This window comes from Psychrobacter sp. CLB018 (assembly GCF_041222815.1).
GTDB lineage: Bacteria > Pseudomonadota > Gammaproteobacteria > Pseudomonadales > Moraxellaceae > Psychrobacter > Psychrobacter faecalis.
On record NZ_CP166085.1, the window covers coordinates 715,330 to 734,337 of the forward strand.

A 19,008-nucleotide genomic window follows, 5' to 3' on the forward strand; every position below is an offset into this window, starting at 1 on the left:
AAAGGGAATGGCAATTAGTTTGCGAAACGTTAAGAGGAAGAATTGTAGCGGTAATAATTATTAAATTTTAAACAAAAAAATAACCCTACATAGAGGGTTAAATAAGAAAAAGTGATGAGTTGTTTAGTAATAAATGCTTTAGACTATGACGCGGGACAGGAAGACGTTTTTTTTGCTTGCTTGCCTGATAGTCTAATGGGCTTTAAACAGACGTTGCCCTGATAGCTCAAGCGCTGCTTGTAATAATAACTCCCACGCTGGTTGGCGCACCAAACCCTTAATCGCTTGGTCACATTTATAAAGCAATACTGGCCAAGTGGCCGTTTGAGCTTTTGAGTGGCGGCGGCACGCTTGCTGATATAGGCCTTGTTTGCTACGCCAAATGCCAAGTGCTTGCGGGTCTTGTCCATCCATTAGTTGTATAATCTGGCGCATGTCTTTACTAATTGCCCATAAAACCAAAGTGGTTGGTTCATCAGTGGCTTTAAGTTGAAAGATAATTTTGGCAACTTGGGCGCTATTGCCAGCAAGCATGGCATCGGATAAATCGAACACACTAAACTGCGCATCACTGACCAATGCCGCTTGTAAATCATTAATATCTAATGCCACGTTTGTCAGAGGCTGGCTAGAAGGGTTTTCATGACTAGTATTTTTACTATCAACCTCTGCCATCAATTGCGGCGCAAATAAATACGATAGCCGCCACAAGGTTTGATAGGCACTAAGCAGATGATGTTCGGTATGTGACATCAAGAGTTGCCAAGCTTCTTGCGATAAGGTTAAGCCAAACTGCTGGGCTTGTATCTGCAATAACTGCTGGCGCTGCTGCTCGTTATACAAATTGCAATCGATAATATGACCATATTGCGCAAACGGTGCAAACCATTTGCTGGTCTGCGCGCGTTTGTCTTGCTTTGGTGTGAGCCATAACAAGCTATGGCTATGCGCCCCTGTCTGCGCATCGATGGCAAAACGTTCAAGCTCGGCAATAACGGCTTTATCAGGTTTATGGTTGCCTGTTACGATAAGCGCACTTGCATCATCGAATAAAGACTGACTGACAAGCTCTGACAACACTTCTTGCCAACTCTTCACTGATACCAGCTCGATACGCTTAATAGCGTAATTCTGTGCGCGCCAATGCGGACGCAGCGCATCGATAAGCCATTGACTGAGTAACGGCTCATCACCGTGCGCCAACCACAAGCCCGCTACTGCAACGGAAGGCTGTAGCAGTTTTGGATAAGCTTGTATAAAGGTATCTTGCATAGAGAGAATGACACAAGGTTATGAATAGGTGATTAAAGCTGGTTATATTTAAACGCTTTAAACAGAAAAGCGTTTAAATCAAAGTGTTTAAATATAGCCAGCTTCAATAAGGATGTTTTTAAAAACTTAATTTTTAAAACTAAATATAGCAATATTAAGATTGCGGTACGATAACAACAGTAGATACTGAGCCTTTACCATTTTGCATAGCTGATTTGGTGCTATTAGGCGCAACTTTAGGCAGCGCAATTGCCACATATTGGTCAGTAATTCGGCGTGCTAAACTATCGTAAAGCCAATCACGAATTTGATCGCCCTGCTGATCATCGGTACTTACTGATGCTTCGTTATACTGGTAGCTACGCTCAACTTGGATAGGGTTGGTTAGTGTTATCGGTTTGCCATTTTCTACACTTTGATAGCTAACATCAGCTGACATTACCAAGCGAATCTCTGTTAAGACGCCAACTAACTCGTAACGCTTAAAGCGGACATTGTTCACGGTGATTGCCGCAATAGGTTCAGCGTCTGCTTTTTGGTTATTGTTAGCGACATCTGCTAAGGTCATATTATCAATAACCTCGACCCCTAACGCTTTTAAGCGACTGACGAGGGGCAGTTTTAATGGAAATGAGGTGCGATTGTCTTCGATAATCACCGCGGTTTTGTTGACGTCAAACAACATCGGCGCATCATAGCCGCGTAGCTGAAAGCCGCAACCGCTAAGACTAATACCTGCACCCAAAACTGCAAACATTGGCAAGGCGGTCAGTAGCATCGTTGCCAGTTTTTGCGCGCTTGATTTATAAGTCATGGTGCTTTGTCCGTCTGATTTTGCTTGCTGTGCCTGCAAAGCTCGGTGCTGATACGACATAATCGCTATCCTTATTTTGATAAGAAGACCCAAGAAAGAGAGTTTGAAAACGCCATGATTGAAGTCGCAGCGTTTAAAAACTTAATCCTTAAAAGGTCTAGCCTGCCACCACGATATTAACCAGTTTATTCGGTACGACGATTTCTTTTTTAATCTCGCCTGTAAGGAATTTTGCCACGCCTTCAAGCGCTTTTGCTTGCGCTTTTAGCTGCTCAGGATCGCTATTAGGTGCGACATCCATTTTACCGCGCATTTTACCGTTCACCTGCACCACCATTGTAATCATATCTTGCACGAGAGCGCTTGTATCGACTTCTGGATAGCCTAGGGTAACGGTATCCATACCTAATTGCTCAAGCAAATGCTCACCGATGTGCGGCGCGTATACCGAGAGGATAATCAATAAATCAATCAAAGCTTCATGCTGTACTTGCAAGTCTTGCTCACCGTTTGCTTTAAAGTTAGCAAGCTCATTGGCAAGCTCCATTAAGCTAGAAACTGGCGTATTGAGTGCTAAACGTTTACCCAAATCACTATCAATCTTGCCAATGGTTTCATGGGTTTTACGGCGTAGGGCTTTGGCTTCTTTGCTTAAGCTATCGGTATTGAGTGCTGCATTATTAAGCTGCTCAAGGGTTAAATTGGCATCAGAAAGCGCTTGCATGTGCTCGGTCGCAATGCGCCAAACTTTTTTAACAAAGTTATAAGGGCCTTTTAGCGCATCATCTGACCATTCAAGGGTTTGGTCGGCAGGCGCAGTAAATAGCGTATATAAACGAACGGTATCCGCGCCATATTTATCAATGGTAAGTTGTGGGTCGACGCCGTTGTTTTTTGACTTCGACATTTTTTCGATTTTACCAATCGTCACTGGCTGACCGTCAGATTTCAAAGTCGCTTTAATCGGCTGACCGCGTTCGTTATAGTCGATATCGATGTCTTCGGTGAAGTAATAAGTGGTACTGCCATCGGCATTGACGCGGTAGAAAGTACCAGCAAGTACCATACCTTGGGTCATCAGATTGGCAAATGGCTCATCGCCTGATACCAAGTTTTCATCGCGCATGAGCTTATGGAAGAATCGCGCATAAAGCAAATGCATAACCGCATGCTCGACACCGCCAATATATTGGTCGACCGGCAACCATTTATTGGCAGCAGATTTGTTGACCATGTTGGTTGTATCGTGCGGACTGGCAAAGCGCGCATAGTACCAGCTTGATTCGACAAAGGTGTCAAAGGTATCGGTTTCGCGCTCAGCAGGATTGCCACATTTAGGACAAGTGGTATTGACAAATTCTGGGATATTTTTTAGTGGATTACCACGACCGTCGGGGACGACGTCCGTTGGTAGCACCACTGGCAAATCTTGCTCTTCAACCGGCACCGTACCGCAATGCTCACAGTTGACCATGGGGATAGGACAGCCCCAATAGCGCTGGCGAGAAACACCCCAATCGCGCAGACGGTATTGGATTTTTTTCTTGGCAAGCTGTTGCGGTTCAAGCTTCGCTAGCATGGCTTCAAACGCTTGCTCGAAGTCCATACCATCAAATTCGCCTGAATTGACTAAGGTATTGCGCTCGGTATAAGCGCGGTTACTTTGCGTATTATTGGCTTTGGCATCGGCTTCTACTTGATCTAAAAAGCCAGCAGGAATGTCAATCACTTGTTTAATAGGCAAATTGTATTTAGTCGCAAACTCGTAATCGCGCTCGTCATGGGCAGGGACCGCCATCACCGCACCCGAGCCATAGCTCATCAGTACATAGTTGGCAACCCATACTGGCACTTCTTCGCCAGTCAGTGGATGAGTGACGGTCAGACCAGTATCCATGCCAATTTTTTCAGCTTTAGCCAAATCTGCTTCAGCAACTGAGCCTTTTTTACACAGCGCATTAAACTGGGCAATCGCCTCATCTTGTTCAGCAGCATATTGTGCCAATGGATGCTCGGCCGCAACGGCGACATAGGTGACGCCCATCAAGGTATCAGGACGCGTCGTGAACACATCTAAGGTATTGGTTTCGCCTGCCAGCTCATAAGGGAAATGGACTTCCATACCGGCACTACGACCAATCCAATTGCGCTGCATGGTCAGTACTTCAGATGGCCAGTGACCTTCTAGTTGATCTAAATCATCAAGCAGCTCATCGGCATAATCGGTGATGTTGAAGTAATACATCGGGATATCGCGCTTTTCGACCATTGCGCCACTACGCCAGCCTTTACCGTCAATGACTTGCTCATTGGCTAACACGGTATTGTCGACTGGATCCCAGTTGACGGTGGCAAGCTTTTTATAAACCAAGCCTTTTTTGTATAACTGCAAAAATAACCACTGCTCCCACTGATAATACTCAGGGCTACAAGTAGCAAATTCGCGTGACCAATCAATCGATAAGCCAAGTAATTTAAGCTGTGCGCGCATGCTATCAATATTGGCAAATGTCCATTTGGCAGGCGGCGTCTGATTGGCAATTGCCGCGTTTTCTGCTGGCAGACCAAAACCATCCCAACCCATTGGCTGCATGACCTCATAGCCTTTCAGGCGATAATAACGGCTTAGCACATCAGAGATGGTATAGTTACGCACGTGACCCATATGCAGCTTACCGCTTGGGTAAGGGAACATCGACAGCATATAGCGACTTGGCTTGTCACTTGGCTCGTTGCTGACTTCAAAACGCTTGTCAGTTGCCCATTTGGCTTGCTGCGCGGCTTCAATAAGTTGCGGCTGATACTGGGCGTTATCGATAGAAGTATTATTGGTATGGGTAGTATTAGCAGTTTCTGCTGTCACGGCGTTGCTCATAGTTGGCTCGGAATAGGTTATTACAGATAAATTGGGTAAAATTTTACAATGCCATAGCATAGCGTAATTTGGCAAAAATTGCGACGATATGATAGAGCGTTTACTCACCGTAAAGGCGATAAATCTGCAAAGTGAATACGCTTATGACTGTTTTCGTCGTCATAAACCAAATGCTCATCACTGTTAGGTATAATAAACAAAATAACGATCATTGATTTGGAGTTTCTATGACCCTCACCATTTACGGTATCAAATCTTGTAGCACCATGAAAAAAGCCTTTACCAAACTTGATGAGCTAGGCGTTAGCTACGATTTTCATGACTATAAAAAACAAGGCATTGATAAGGAAAGCGTACAGCGTTGGGTAAACGAGCTTGGTATCGATAAAGTTCTAAATAAACGCGGCACCACTTGGCGCAAGCTCACCGACGAGCAAAAACAAGCGGCCGATAGCGATGTGGATAACGCCATTGATTTGCTGATAGAAAATACCAGTATGATTAAGCGTCCGATCGTTGAAGGTCAACTGGCAGATAAAATTCAGCCGATACTGTTATGCGGTTTTGATGAAGATGAGTTTGATAAAGCTTTTTCGTAAGGTAGGTTTTTAAACAAGCACTAAAGCCCGAACTTAAATGTTAAGCTCGGGCTTTTGTATACTAAAAATTACCACAGCTCACTAGCTCATTGATGAATCTAAATCACGGCTAATCAAGGTGCCGACGCCTTCGTTGGTAAAAATCTCGAGTAGCGTGGCATGTGGCACACGACCATCGACAATAACCGCGCTTTTTACGCCGCTACGTACCGCGTCAAGCGCGCATTGAATCTTAGGAATCATACCACCTGAGATAATACCATCTTCAATAAGACCATCGACTTTCTTTGGGGTCAAGCCAGTGACCACTTCGCCATCACGGCCCAACACGCCTTTAATGTTGGTCAGTAGCATCAGCTTTTCTGCTTGCAAGAATTCTGCGACTTTACCAGCGACCAAATCGGCATTGATATTATAAGTATTGCCCTCAGAATCGACCCCAAGCGGCGCGATAACAGGGATAAAATCAGAGGCAATCAGCATATTAATCACGTCTTTATTAACGCTGACCACATCACCGACAAAGCCTAAATCAACGGGAACTGCCACGCCATCTGCGCCGATTTTTTCCATCATTAGCTTTTTAGCTAAGATTAAATTGGCGTCTTTACCCGTCAGACCAATCGCGCGCCCACCATGCTTGTTGATTAAGCTAACGATAGACTTATTGACGCTACCGCCCAATACCATCTCAACGATATCCATCGTGCTTTTGTCAGTCACGCGCATGCCGTCGATACGATCAGATTGACGACCAAGCTCTTTTAACAAGTTATCGACTTGTGGACCACCGCCGTGTACGACCACAGGATGCATACCAACGGTTTTTAATAACACGATATCACGGGCAAACGAGCTTTCAAGCGCAGGATCGGTCATGGCATTGCCGCCGTATTTGACGACGATGAGCTTATCAACAAAGCGTTGAATATAAGGCAGCGCCGTGGTTAATACTTCTGCGGTAATTTTGGCTTCATCCAAATTAAGCGTCATGACAAGCTCCTAAAAGACAGGGTTAAGCGGTGGATTGATTGAGAGTTTTTGTTTCTCTTTGGCGTTCTCTAATAAGGCGTTTTCTAATAAAGTTAAGGTTAAATAATACCTATTCAGCAACAATAGCCAAGATTTGCATCGCTAGCGTCTTGTTAAAGGGGCGGCATAAGGCGGCAAATCTCGTTTGAATGTCGATAAGGTCGTCGATGCTATCACCAGCAAAGCGCACGGTCAGATTTTGACTGGTATTTGATTGGCGCAATACGCCAAACCCGCGCGCAAAATCTAAGCGCACGCCATCGATACAGCTAAGCTTGGTGCCCACTGGCAATAGCGTTTGCGCCTGCTCTAAAGTAGTAGATTGGCTTTGCTGCGAGCACGTACAAAGTGACGGCGCACAAGCAACGACAGTTTGCGGGTCTAGTTGCTCAATAATGGCAGTTGATGTCGCATGAACCAATTGCTGTAAATACTGACAAAATCTTGCCAGTTGCTGCACGATAGAGCAGTCGTTAGCTATGGTTTTTGGTAGCGGTAAATAATGGTCAGCGGTACTGACGATAACCGGTAAACCTTTAATAATATCGGCTAGGCTTTTTGTACGAGTTGACTGAGTACCTTGAGATTTTCCCAACCAATGGAGCAGTCGTAGTGCTGCATACATGGCGTCATCGTAAAGTATAAAGCGGCTATCATTAAAAATAAAATGCCCAGATAACTCACCGGCAAAGATAATTTGACTGTCAGAATCTTGCATTTGTTGCCGCATCAGGCTGCTACCTGTTTTACTAATCACAGGCGTTGCGCCAAGTTCAGTAATGAGCTTTGGTAAATGATGACAGCATTTAATATCAAAGAGCACTTGCGCGCTTGATAACGAACTTTTTAATGTTTGCGGACTTTCAATAACCGCTATTTTTGCTAATAGATAAAGCAGGTGGTCAGGTGTGACGACTTTGCCCTGATTATCGACCACCATTAATCGATCGCCATCACCATCAAAGGCAATACCTATATCTGCCTGATGAAAAAGTACGCTTTGCTGTAACTTTTTAAGACGCTGCGGCTCAGTCGGGTCCGGATTGCCAGTAGGAAAATTACCGTCTGGCGTATCATTCAACATGATGATATTTTGGCAAAAATGGTCAAATAAAGGCTTGGCGATATTGCTGGTGGCGCCATGCAAACAATCAATAACCACCACTAAATCAAGTTTGGAGGAGGGTAGTTGGCTACCTTCTTTAGTTTGGTTAAGAAGCTGATTGTTATGTTGATGAATTTGCTTAAAGACTTGCGTAATGGCGTCGCTATAAGCGCTGGCAACTTGCTTAGCAGGCAAATGTTGCTGTTTATAATAAATAGGCTTAGCAAAGCTGTCCAAAGACGGATTTTGCGCATTATCAATACCTAGTTGATGATATAGCGCTTGAATGTCTGCACTGCTAGGAGAGATATGATTGAGTAACCATTTAACCCCTAAAATATCTTTAGCAGAATGGCTGGCAGTGACGATAATGCCATGACCCTGATATTGCTCCGCCCAAAAAATCATAATCGGCGTGGTAACAAGTCCTAGTTGGATGACTTGTAGACCATGCTGAGACAACATATTAGCAAGTGTCTGCGCAATGGTATCGCTATCACAGCGCACATCATACCCAATGACGACGATGGTTTTTTCGTTAGTGCTTCGGCTACTATTTTCGCCAATATTTTCTTTATAAATGCTTGGCTGAGCTTGATAAAGATACGCAAAAGCATTTCCCAAGGCATGAATAAAATCATCGGTAAAATGCTGGCGCGACCCACGAATATCATAAGCACGAAATAAGGAGTGCTGCGCAGCAAAAGACGGCATCGCTTACTCTCCTTATAGTCGTGATAAATGGGCTAGTGGTGAATGAAAAATCGCTGATTATTGTTATTGCTGCGCTTGATGCTAAATGAAAATCCAATGATGCTTAATGTTTAATGCTTATATTCAATGCTACTGACGACCAGAATGGCCAAAACCGCCCGCACCGCGCGCGCTGGTATCACTAAATTCTGCCACCACTTCAAACTCCGGACGGGCGACTGGTACAACCACATATTGCGCCATACGTTCTGCTGGGTTGAGTACGAAGTCTTCATTGCTGCGATTCCAAATACTGACCATCAGCTCACCTTGATAATCAGCATCAATCAAGCCGACCAAATTACCCAAGACGATACCATGCTTATGACCGAGACCTGAGCGTGGTAAAATCATACCCGCAAAATTAGGGTCTTGGATATAAACGGCGAGGCCAGTGCCTATTAAATGCGTCGCCCCAGCTTTAATGGTCAAAGGCTCGTCAATGCAAGCACGCAAGTCAATACCTGCGCTGCCATCGGTGGCGCGCGTCGGTAGCGAGAACGCTTTATCTTCAATAATTTTAGGGTTTAAAACTTTAACTTGTACAGCTTGCATAACGCACTCACTTAACGATGTAATGGTTGTATAAACAGAATGAATCGCATTTCTAACGGTTAGATTTTAAATGCTTAACAGCAACTATTATTATGATAAATAGCTGCTGATTGTTAACTTTTAGTTTCCAGATTTTCATGGGCGGTTGACTAAAGAATCAACACGCTTGCCAAGCCTAAAAAAGACATAAAGCCGACAATATCGGTCACGGTGGTTAAGATAACCGAGGCGGACAGCGCAGGGTCGATATTCATGCGCTTTAACATCAGCGGAATACTAATGCCTGAAACGTTGGCAGCGGTCATATTAATCGCGATAGCTAGCCCAATGACGGCGCTGATTTTAACATCATGAAACCACAATTGCGCAATAATCGCCATGATTATCGCCCATATGATACCGTTTATCGCGCCAACCCACAGCTCTTTATTTAATAACCATAGGCGATTTGACCCACCGATTTGACCCATTGCCATCCCGCGAATGACCACCGTCAGCGTCTGCGAGCCGGCAATCCCGCCCATACTGGCAACCACAGGCATCAATATCGCCAGTGCCACAACCTTCGCTAGCACCGCTTCAAACTGGCCAATCACCGCGGCCGCCAATAGTGCGGTACATAAATTAATACCAAGCCAAATACTACGGCTTTTGGCACTGGTTAAAATAGGCGCAAACAGCTCTTCATCTTGGCTCACACCTGCTAAGTTTTTCATGGTGCTATCGACATCATCTTGGATAATCTCCATGATATCTTCGCCGTTTAACTGTCCGACCAGCTCGCCGTGGCTGTTAATCACTGGGGCAAAGCGAATATCTTCTGAGCGGAAAATCGACGCCGCATCTTGAATATCTATGCGATCATTGACAGTGATAGCACTATGAATCAAGTCGGCGACTAAGGTGCTTTGCTGGTGTTTAATCAAATCCGCCAGACTCAATAAGCCAAGCAGCTGCTGGCTTTGGTCGACGACCAACAGCTCTTGGCTTTCATCATCGAGCAAATCAGCATTCTCTCGCAGCCAGTTTTGTACTTCTGCAAGGGTGATGTCGTCCCTGACTTGAATGAGGTCAGGATCCATATAACTGCCGACTTCCCAGTCTTCATAAGTATCGAGTTTATTGACCTGCACTCGGATGTCTTCATCCAAGGTTGCCATCACCGAGGTGCGCACACTTTCGGTAACGGTGTCTAAAATCTCGGAGATATCTTGCGCATCAAGGTCTTGGGTAAACAGCGATATCTCTTTTGAAGAAACATTCTCCAACAGCGGCTGGCGGGTATCAAACTCCAGCTCAGCCAGTACTTCACCTTTGATATTTTCTGGTACTTGCGCCCAAATCAGTAAGCGATTTTGGCTTGGGAAGGATTCAAGTAAGCTAGCAATCTCATATTCTGATTGCTTTTCTAAAAACTCAGTAATCGCCGCGTACGCTTTTTCTGCTACCAATTCTTGCAAATATAATAACTTATATTCGCCGCTTGCTTCTGCCGGATTATAGTCAGCCTGTCGGGTCAATGGTCGTTCAGGATTCGTCGTCGAGGTCGGCATAAAGGTTCCAAATTTTTAAAAGATATTCGTATAAAAATTGAGTTTACCGCTCATGTAAAGAGCGGTAAACAGGGTATCGCTTAAGTTTTAAACTTAACGATTACCTAGTAAAGCACGAATATTGGCCAAGTATTCATCAGCGACTTTTTCAGGGTCTTTGCTGGCTTTTTTCTTTTTCGCTTTGGCCGGCCAGTCGATATGATCTTCTGGCAATTCATCCAAAAAACGTGATTCAGAGGTCACGCGCATTTGCCCGCCTGCACGGCGCTGGGTCGCAAGCGTTAATGTCAGCTCACGGCGAGCGCGGGTAATACCCACGTACATTAAGCGGCGTTCTTCCTCAATCGTTTCACTGAGGATAGAGTTGCGGTGCGGTAGCATTTCTTCCTCAAGTCCCATGATATAGACAAAATCAAACTCCAAGCCTTTTGCCGCATGTAAGGTCATGAGGTTCACTTTATTGGTATTCTCTTCTTCTTGCTGCTGCTCGAGCATGTCAAGGAGCACCAATTTGCGAATAATAGTATCAATGGTACGGTCTTCATCTTCTTCAGCGCGATTAATCAATGACTGAATACTGGTATAGAGCATGTCGATATTATCGATGCGGTTTTTTTCTTGTTGCGGCGTTTTGGCGTCGCTACGGACAAAGTCGATATAGCCGGTTTCGTCAATCATTTGACGGACGATAGGCACGGGGTCGGGGTGCTGATCGAGCGCACGGGTATAATGCTCGATGAAATCGCCAAACTCTTTTAAGGTACCATAGGCTTTTGACGGCAAGACGTGAGCAAGACCAGCGTGGGTACAAGAGGCGAGTAGCGAAATGCTATGCTCTTGCGAAAATAAACCAAGCTTTTCAAGCGTCGCTGGTCCCATGCCGCGTTTAGGCGTATTGATAATGCGTAAAAACGCGCTGTCGTCTTCGGGGTTTAAAATCAGACGCAGATAACCCATGATATCTTTGATTTCACTACGGGCAAAGAACGACTGACCACCCGATAATTTATACGGCACTTGCAATTGGCGTAATTGCGCCTCAAGCATGCGCGCCTGAAAGTTACTGCGATAAAGAACGGCGTATTGTTCCCATTCATTACCAAAACGCAGTTTATGGGTGACGATTTCTTTTGCCACGCGCTCAGATTCATCGTCGTCATTACGGCAATTAATAATACGAATTTTTTCGCCCTGACCTTTATCTGACCACAGTTTCTTTTCAAATAAATGCTCGTTATTGGTAATAACAGCGTTAGCAGAGGTCAAAATACGCGTGGTTGAACGATAATTTTGCTCAAGCATAACGATTTTTAATTTCGGGAAATCTTCTTTGAGTAGCGCCATATTTTCAGGCTTGGCGCCGCGCCAGGCATAGATAGATTGGTCGTCGTCACCTACGACAGTAAAGCGCCCTTGCGGTCCGACCAGATATTTAATCATCTCATATTGGGCGGTATTGGTATCTTGATATTCATCGACCAATAAATAACGAATACGGTTTTGCCATTTATCACGCAGCTCAGCGTTTTCACGTAAGATTTTGGTTGGCAGTACAATCAAATCATCAAAATCTACGGCATTATAAGCGCGTAGGTTACGCTCGTATAAGGCATAAAGGGTGGCAAAGATCATATCTTCTGGATCGTCTAAGGTTTCCATTGCCTTATCCGGTTCAATCAGATCGTTTTTCCAGTCAGAAATCATTTTTATCGCTTTGCCAACCAGCTCACGGCTTTCGGCGCCGCTTAAATTGTCACGCATCATCAGCTCCATTAAGAGCCGCTTGCTGTCATCGCTGTCCATGATGGAAAAGTTGCCTTTCAATGGCGTATGAATCAGCTCGTAACGCAAAAACTGCAAGCCAAATTGATGAAATGTCGATACCGTCAGACCGCGGGTTTTTTCACTTGGCAGCAATTTACTGACCCGCGCTTTCATCTCACGCGCCGCTTTATTGGTAAAGGTCACCGCGGTGATACGCTCGGCTGGCATGTTGCATTCTTCGATGAGATAAGCGATTTTACGGGTAATCACCGAGGTTTTACCGGAGCCTGCCCCAGCCAATACCAATAAAGGTCCTGAGACATAAAGCATGGCTTCTTGTTGTTTGGGATTAAGTTGACTCATAAGATGACCTGTAAGACAAAAGCAAAAAAGAAGATAAAACGGATAACGGATAGTAGCATCGTTGACGAAGGGCGTTGTTAAGCAAAATATGATAAAAGGCTGCGATGCTTGGGCTACAACGATGATTTTAATCAAACGCTGATTTTATTAAGATGATAATAATAAAAATCATAACGTCAATAAGGATGGTATTTTTAATAAAGACGATATTTTCGGTAAAGTACACCCAATAATAAAGGGTAACAAAATGTGTGTTCAAATAACGCCAAAGCGTCAAAATGAGGTGGGCTATTATAAAGCAAAAATCCTGTCTTTGGGCGAGGAGTTGGCAGCGGGTTTTGAGTTAAAAAAGTGTTTGCTTTGCGCAGCTTACACTATATATAGCAGCGTCCACATAAAAATTCAGATTCGCACGTAATATAAGGTAACGTCTATAACATAGTTTATGGTAAAAAAAACATATTTTTTTTGCAGATAAAATGACCATGCAATGCAGTTAAAAACTAGCTTTTGATTGCCGATATGCGTATAGTACGTAAATAATTTATGCCAGTTGTCACGTCATTGTTGACCACGTGTATGAGCTATTAAATCAATTAAGTACGCCAATAAATACGATATTGATTTAATACGTTGATCTTACGTTGTTAAAAGATGCGTTGGGCGACCAGCCTTTTATCCGCGTGCATGCCGGAATATCTATAGCTGGTCATGTCTGACATCGTCGTCAATAAGCTTGATAATTGGTTATTACCAGCACAGTAGCTATAATAGTCATGGGTTTATCACAGTCCTTGAGTTGTTTAAATATATTTGCTCAAAAATGAATCAATGACAGCTACTTTGTGTTTTCGTCTGCGTTATGCTTATCGCCATTACCACCATTATTCGTGAGTATTCGCGGTGCGCTTGACACTCGATTGGGTGAGGAGCACGTATTATCATGTCTGCTTTTAATTGGTCAGCAATTGCTTTTATTTTAGCCGCCATTGGGCTAGTTGTCTTTATGCTGGTCGTTCCGCGCTTGCTTGGCGGTCGCTCTCAGGGTACACAAAAAGAAGAGATATTTGAAGCGGGTGTTGTCGGAGCTGGCAATGCCCGCATTCGTTTGTCTGCAAAATTCTATTTGGTGGCGATTTTCTTTGTGATTTTCGATTTAGAAGCGCTTTATCTTTATGCGTATGCCGTTTCAGTGCGCGAAGCCGGCTGGTTAGGGTTTGCTGCCGCCGCCATCTTTATCACAATCTTAATCATCGGTCTGATATATGAGCTGAGTCTGGGCGCGATGAACTGGGCACCAGCGGATAAACGCCGTAAACAAGCGCGTCTATATGCGGCGCCAGCCGGTTTTAATTTGGCCGACATCACCAAGTTTGATGGCGTTGATGAGCTGATGGTTGACCCAACAGGCAAGATACCGGCGCAGTCTTCAGGGCAAATTAATGTCTCAAACAATATCGAGACCAATCGTCGCCATTTACAAAATATCGATCATATTAATACCACGGGTAATGTGACGTCAGTGGATTTTGCCACTGCTGCACAACAAGACTAGCTTTAAGTTCATTGCTTATAACAGTCTTGTTTATACCTAAATGGTCATTTATTAATAATAGAAGTTATGGCGCTAGTGATGATAAATACTTGTCACGCAGCGCTTAAAATAAAGGTTGTATGTTATGAAATACACATTAACAAAAGCCAACCCTGATGCAGATATCTATCCTGCACAGACCAGTCAAACGGTCAATGACCCTATCGAAGAAGAAGTCAATAAAAACGTCTTTATGGGTCGTCTTGAAGACCTTGTCCATTCAACAGCAAACTGGGGGCGCAAGCACTCACTGTGGCCATTTAACTTTGGTACCTCTTGCTGTTATGTCGAATATGCCACCACCTTAACCGCGGTTCATGATTTGTCACGTTTTGGTGCCGAAGTTATCCGCGCCTCACCCCGTCAGGCAGACGTAATGATTGTCGCTGGTACTTGCTTTGTGAAAATGGCACCGGTTATTCAGCGCCTTTATGAGCAAATGCTTGAGCCAAAATGGGTCATCTCGATGGGCGCGTGTGCCAACTCGGGCGGTATGTATGACATCTATTCAGTGGTGCAAGGCGTCGATAAAATCATTCCTGTCGATGTTTATGTGCCCGGTTGCCCACCGCGTCCAGAAGCTTTGATTCAAGGTTTGATGCTACTGCAAGAGTCGATTACTAAAGAGCGTCGTCCGCTGGGTATTCATGTTAATGAGCAGGGCATTTATCAGCCGCAAATGACGCCTGAGCGTGACCGTAAGCAAGCGGACCGTATTGCGGTGAAAAACTTGCGTAGCCCAGACAGTATCTAGTTTATTAGCTCAATTGTTCATAATTCTTAGAAGTGCGCGTACGCTTATCACAGCTCGGTTATGATTGACATAGCTGGGTTATGATTAATGAAGGAAGACATCATTCATGGTCACGGTAGTTGAAAACATAGATCCTAATAACATGGATCCTAACAACAGGGATAAGATCAAACCTGTCCCAGCAGTTATCAAAGAGCTGGAAGAAAAATATGCTGGTAAGTTTGTCGTACAGCACACGGTGGATGAGATTCCAACGGTGTGGGTGGCGCGTGCCGACTTATTAGACGTCTTATTATACCTGCGTAAATTGCCAAAACCTTACGTTATGCTCTTTGACTTATCCGCGATAGATGAGCGCTTGCGTCAGCATCGTCAAGGTTTGCCAGACAGTGATTTTACAGTGTTTTACCACTTGATGTCGCTTGAGCGTAATAGCGATGTGCGTATCAAAGTCGCCCTAAGCGAGGAGGATCTCAACGTACCAAGCGCGACTAAAATTTGGCCAAATGCTAACTGGTATGAGCGTGAAGTCTGGGATATGTTCGGCATTGTCTTTAGTGGTCATCCGCATTTAACCCGTATTTTATTGCCAAAATATTGGGAAGGTCATCCGCTGCGTAAAGAATATCATGCGCGGGCGACGGAATTTACCCCGTATTTCTTAAATAACGCCAAGCAACAATATGAGCAAGAAAACCTGCGCTTTGTCCCTGAAGAATGGGGCATGAAGCGCTCGGGCCGTGATGAAGACTTTATGTTTTTGAACATCGGTCCTAACCATCCATCGGCTCACGGAGCTTTCCGTTTAGTGCTACAGCTTGACGGTGAAGAAGTCGTCGACTGTATTCCTGATATCGGCTATCACCATCGCGGCGCCGAAAAAATGGCTGAGCGTCAAACGTGGCATTCTTATATTCCTTATACCGACCGTATTGATTACCTCGGCGGTGTGATGAATGAGCTACCGTATATTATGTCAGTCGAAAAGCTTGCTGGTATTACGGTGCCGCCTCGCGCTGAAACCATCCGTGTGATGATGAGTGAGTTTTTCCGTATTACCAATAACTTGCTGTTTGTCGGTACCTTTATTCAGGATGCTGGCGGTATGACGCCGGTATTTTATATGTTTACCGATCGCCAAAAAGCTTATGACGTCATCGAAGCGGTGACTGGCTACCGTATGCATCCTGCTTGGTTCCGTATCGGCGGTACAGCACACGATTTACCGCGCGGTTGGCAGCGTTTGGTTCGTGAGTTCCTAGACTGGATGCCAAAACGTTTGGATGAATACGTTAAAGCGGCACTACAAAACAGTGTGCTAAAAGGGCGTACCCAAGGCGTTGCCCAGTACAACACCAAGCAAGCATTGGCATGGGGCGTTACCGGCGCAGGTTTACGTGCGACAGGTTTGGATTTTGATTTACGTAAAGCGCGTCCGTATATGGGCTATGAGAACTACGACTTTGAGATTCCAGTCGGCTATAACGGCGATGCTTATGATCGTTGTATGGTAAAAATCGAAGAGATGCGCCAGTCGCTACGTATCATCCGCCAATGTATGGATAATATGCCGCAAGGTCCTTATAAGGCGGATCATCCGTTGGCTGTACCACCGCCGAAAGACCGTACCTTAAACGATATCGAGACTTTGATTAATCACTTTATCTCGGTTTCTTGGGGTCCTGTGATGCCAGCAGGTGAGTGCACCACGATTGTGGAAGCAACCAAAGGTCTGAACAGCTATTACATCACCTCAGATAAAGCGACGATGAGCTACCGTACCCGTATCCGTACGCCGACATTTGCGCATTTGCAGCAGATGCCATCGGTGATTAATGGCTCGTTGGTCTCTGATGCCATTATGTATTTGGCATCGATTGATATTGTCATGGCCGATTGTGACCGTTAAGTGCTAGATGTTAAATATTAAAAGTACGCCAAGTTTTATTAATATGTTATCGCCAGACTGGCACACCAAAACGCTGTTGCTGCACCAAGCGCTATATAAACAGTGGGCTGAGTGAGGAAAGAAGAAGATTATGAGAATTGTTTCCGATAAAATGCCAAAAGTAGATGTGGCAAGTATCTTAACCGCAGAAGAGATTGCGGCTATCCATGAGTTTATGCATCATTATCCCCATCCACGGGCAGCGTCTTTAGATGCCCTAAAAATCGTACAAAAGCGTAACGGCTGGGTCGATGATGCGCAAGTTAATGCCATCGCCAACATCCTAAATATTCCTGTGACCGACATGGATGGGGTGGCAACTTTTTTTAACCGTATCTACCGTCAGCCGGTCGGTCGTAATGTCATCCTTATTTGTGATTCGGTGGCTTGCTATCTAACCGGTTACGAAGCGCTGGCGGCTGAATTAAAAGCGCAGCTGGGCATCGACTATGGTCAAACCACCGCTGACAACCGCTTTACGCTATTGCCGATTTGCTGTTTGGGCAACTGTGACAAAGGTCCTTCTGTGTTAATCAATGAAGACACCTATGGTCCTGTGCAGCCCACTGAAGTCGCCCAGTTGTTGGAGCTATACGCATGAGTTTAACCATTTCAGAGCAGATTGCTCGTCGCGGTCAAGGCAAAGCGCCAAGCCAATTAAATGACCAGCGCATTCCTGTTTATGGCGACAAAGCAACCGCTACCAGTGAAACCAAACCGCTAACATGGCGCCTTGCCCATCACGATGCGGTATTGGACTTAGCCACTTATGAATCGCTACGCGGTTTTGAAGCCTTAAAAATGGCTTTAAACCAATCACCAGCCGATACTCTAAATACCATTAAAGAAGCAGTGGTCAAAGGTCGCGGCGGTGCAGGTTTCCCAGCTGGTATCAAATGGTCGCTGATGGCGCCACCCGATGGCGGTCCACGTTATCTCGTATGTAATGCCGATGAGATGGAACCGGGTACTTTTAAAGATCGTCTCTTAATGGAGCGCCTACCGTTACAGCTTATCGAAGGTATGCTGATTTCTGCCTATGCGATTGGGGCAACGGCCGGTTATATCTTTATTCGCGGTGAATATATCTTAGCAGCAGAGCGCTTAACTTCGGCGCTTGAAGAATTGCGGGCCAATAATTTAGTTGGCGACAATATCTTAGGCTCAGATTTTAGCTTTGATTTGCACGTCCATACCGGTGCTGGCCGTTATATTTGCGGCGAAGAAACCGCTTTGATTAACTGCCTAGAAGGTCGCCGTGCCAATCCTCGTACTAAGCCCCCATTTCCACAAGTGGCAGGTGCATGGGGCCGTCCGACTGTGGTTAATAACGTTGAAACTTTACATAACGTTTCAGCGATTATTTTGCACGGCAGTAAATGGTATCAAGACTTACCAAAAGCCAAAGGCGTGGTCGAAACCCCAGGTACCAAGCTATTTGGTTGTTCAGGTCTGGTTAATGATCCGGGTCTATGGGAGCTACCATTTGGTTATACAGCACGTGAGATTATCGAAGATTTCGCTGGCGGTATGCAAGAAGGTAAAAAGCTCAAGGCTTGGCTACCAGGCGGCGCATCAACCGACTTTTTAACCGCTGATCATTTAGATACCGTTGTCGATTTTGACACCATTCAAAAAGCTGGTAGCCGTATGGGTACGGGGCTAATTATGGTCGTCGATGAAGAACAAGACATGGTGCCATTACTGCGCAACCTTGAGATTTTCTTCCAGCGTGAGTCGTGCGGTTGGTGTACACCATGCCGTGATGGTCTACCGTGGGGCGTTAAATTGCTCACGGCCATCAATGATGGTCAAGGTCAAATCGGTGACGTTGAGAAGTTAGAAGGCTTAACCCGTGACTTGTGGATCGGTAAAACCTTCTGCGCCCATGCGCCGGGTGCGATGGAGCCACTGACGAGTGCAATTAAATATTTCCGTCCTGAGTTTGATCAAAAAATTGCGCAGGCGGTTGGCGAAGATGTCATTGAGGCTGCAGCTCATCAACAGCCAGAAGTGAAATAAGGAGA

The 19,008-nt window shown here is 45.1% G+C and carries 14 protein-coding genes; 6 read left to right on the forward strand and 8 right to left on the reverse strand.

Annotated features, from left to right (window positions below):
* Positions 1-192: 192 nt before the first annotated feature.
* The 3 genes from AB8P72_RS03230 to leuS all read right to left on the reverse strand — a co-directional run bounded on the left by AB8P72_RS03230 (position 193) and on the right by leuS (position 4,961).
* Positions 193-1,272 carry a DNA polymerase III subunit delta gene (locus AB8P72_RS03230; protein ID WP_369957964.1) on the reverse strand — a complete coding sequence of 360 codons (1,080 nt, stop codon included), beginning with the start codon at positions 1,270-1,272 and terminating at the stop codon, positions 193-195.
* 154 nt (positions 1,273-1,426) lie between these two features.
* Positions 1,427-2,146, reverse strand: a complete 720-nt coding sequence (locus AB8P72_RS03235) for a hypothetical protein (protein WP_369957965.1) — start codon at positions 2,144-2,146, stop codon at positions 1,427-1,429.
* 97 nt (positions 2,147-2,243) lie between these two features.
* Complete coding sequence (leuS, locus tag AB8P72_RS03240; RefSeq protein WP_369957966.1) at positions 2,244-4,961, reverse strand: leucine--tRNA ligase; 2,718 nt, start codon at positions 4,959-4,961, stop codon at positions 2,244-2,246.
* 227 nt (positions 4,962-5,188) lie between these two features.
* On the opposite strand from leuS, the gene AB8P72_RS03245 reads away from it, so the two are divergent.
* Positions 5,189-5,560 carry an arsenate reductase gene (locus tag AB8P72_RS03245; RefSeq protein WP_369957967.1) on the forward strand — a complete coding sequence of 124 codons (372 nt, stop codon included), beginning with the start codon at positions 5,189-5,191 and terminating at the stop codon, positions 5,558-5,560.
* Between the two features lie 81 nt (positions 5,561-5,641).
* Here the strand turns inward: AB8P72_RS03245 and argB are convergent, their stop codons facing one another.
* The 5 genes from argB to AB8P72_RS03270 all read right to left on the reverse strand — a co-directional run bounded on the left by argB (position 5,642) and on the right by AB8P72_RS03270 (position 12,685).
* Positions 5,642-6,553, reverse strand: coding sequence for an acetylglutamate kinase (argB, locus tag AB8P72_RS03250; RefSeq protein WP_191692460.1), 912 nt, complete (start codon positions 6,551-6,553; stop codon positions 5,642-5,644).
* Between the two features lie 109 nt (positions 6,554-6,662).
* Positions 6,663-8,411, reverse strand: a complete 1,749-nt coding sequence (locus AB8P72_RS03255; protein ID WP_369957968.1) for a phosphomannomutase — start codon at positions 8,409-8,411, stop codon at positions 6,663-6,665.
* A 129-nt stretch (positions 8,412-8,540) separates the two neighbouring features.
* Positions 8,541-9,005, reverse strand: a complete 465-nt coding sequence (gene dut, locus AB8P72_RS03260; RefSeq protein ID WP_068406547.1) for a dUTP diphosphatase — start codon at positions 9,003-9,005, stop codon at positions 8,541-8,543.
* A gap of 149 nt (positions 9,006-9,154) precedes the next feature.
* On the reverse strand, positions 9,155-10,558 hold the full coding sequence (gene mgtE, locus AB8P72_RS03265; RefSeq protein WP_369957969.1) for a magnesium transporter: 1,404 nt from the start codon (positions 10,556-10,558) through the stop codon (positions 9,155-9,157).
* A gap of 93 nt (positions 10,559-10,651) precedes the next feature.
* Entirely contained in the window at positions 10,652-12,685 is a 2,034-nt protein-coding gene (locus AB8P72_RS03270) for a UvrD-helicase domain-containing protein (protein WP_369957970.1), read from the reverse strand.
* A 943-nt stretch (positions 12,686-13,628) separates the two neighbouring features.
* Between AB8P72_RS03270 and ndhC the strand changes: the two genes are divergently transcribed.
* From ndhC to nuoF, 5 genes are all read left to right on the forward strand, one after another.
* The gene (ndhC, locus tag AB8P72_RS03275) at positions 13,629-14,240 is read left to right on the forward strand and encodes an NADH-quinone oxidoreductase subunit A (RefSeq protein ID WP_102077400.1); all 612 of its coding nucleotides are present in this window, start codon (positions 13,629-13,631) and stop codon (positions 14,238-14,240) included.
* Between the two features lie 124 nt (positions 14,241-14,364).
* Positions 14,365-15,033: an NADH-quinone oxidoreductase subunit B family protein gene (locus AB8P72_RS03280; protein WP_068406534.1), complete on the forward strand. Its 669-nt coding sequence runs from the start codon at positions 14,365-14,367 to the stop codon at positions 15,031-15,033.
* A gap of 106 nt (positions 15,034-15,139) precedes the next feature.
* Complete coding sequence (gene nuoC / locus AB8P72_RS03285) at positions 15,140-16,942, forward strand: NADH-quinone oxidoreductase subunit C/D (RefSeq protein WP_144297226.1); 1,803 nt, start codon at positions 15,140-15,142, stop codon at positions 16,940-16,942.
* A gap of 130 nt (positions 16,943-17,072) precedes the next feature.
* Positions 17,073-17,582: an NADH-quinone oxidoreductase subunit NuoE gene (nuoE, locus tag AB8P72_RS03290; protein WP_068406529.1), complete on the forward strand. Its 510-nt coding sequence runs from the start codon at positions 17,073-17,075 to the stop codon at positions 17,580-17,582.
* Positions 17,579-19,003 carry an NADH-quinone oxidoreductase subunit NuoF gene (gene nuoF / locus AB8P72_RS03295; protein ID WP_369957971.1) on the forward strand — a complete coding sequence of 475 codons (1,425 nt, stop codon included), beginning with the start codon at positions 17,579-17,581 and terminating at the stop codon, positions 19,001-19,003. The genes nuoE and nuoF overlap by 4 nt, the downstream gene beginning before the upstream one ends.
* Positions 19,004-19,008: the final 5 nt, after the last annotated feature.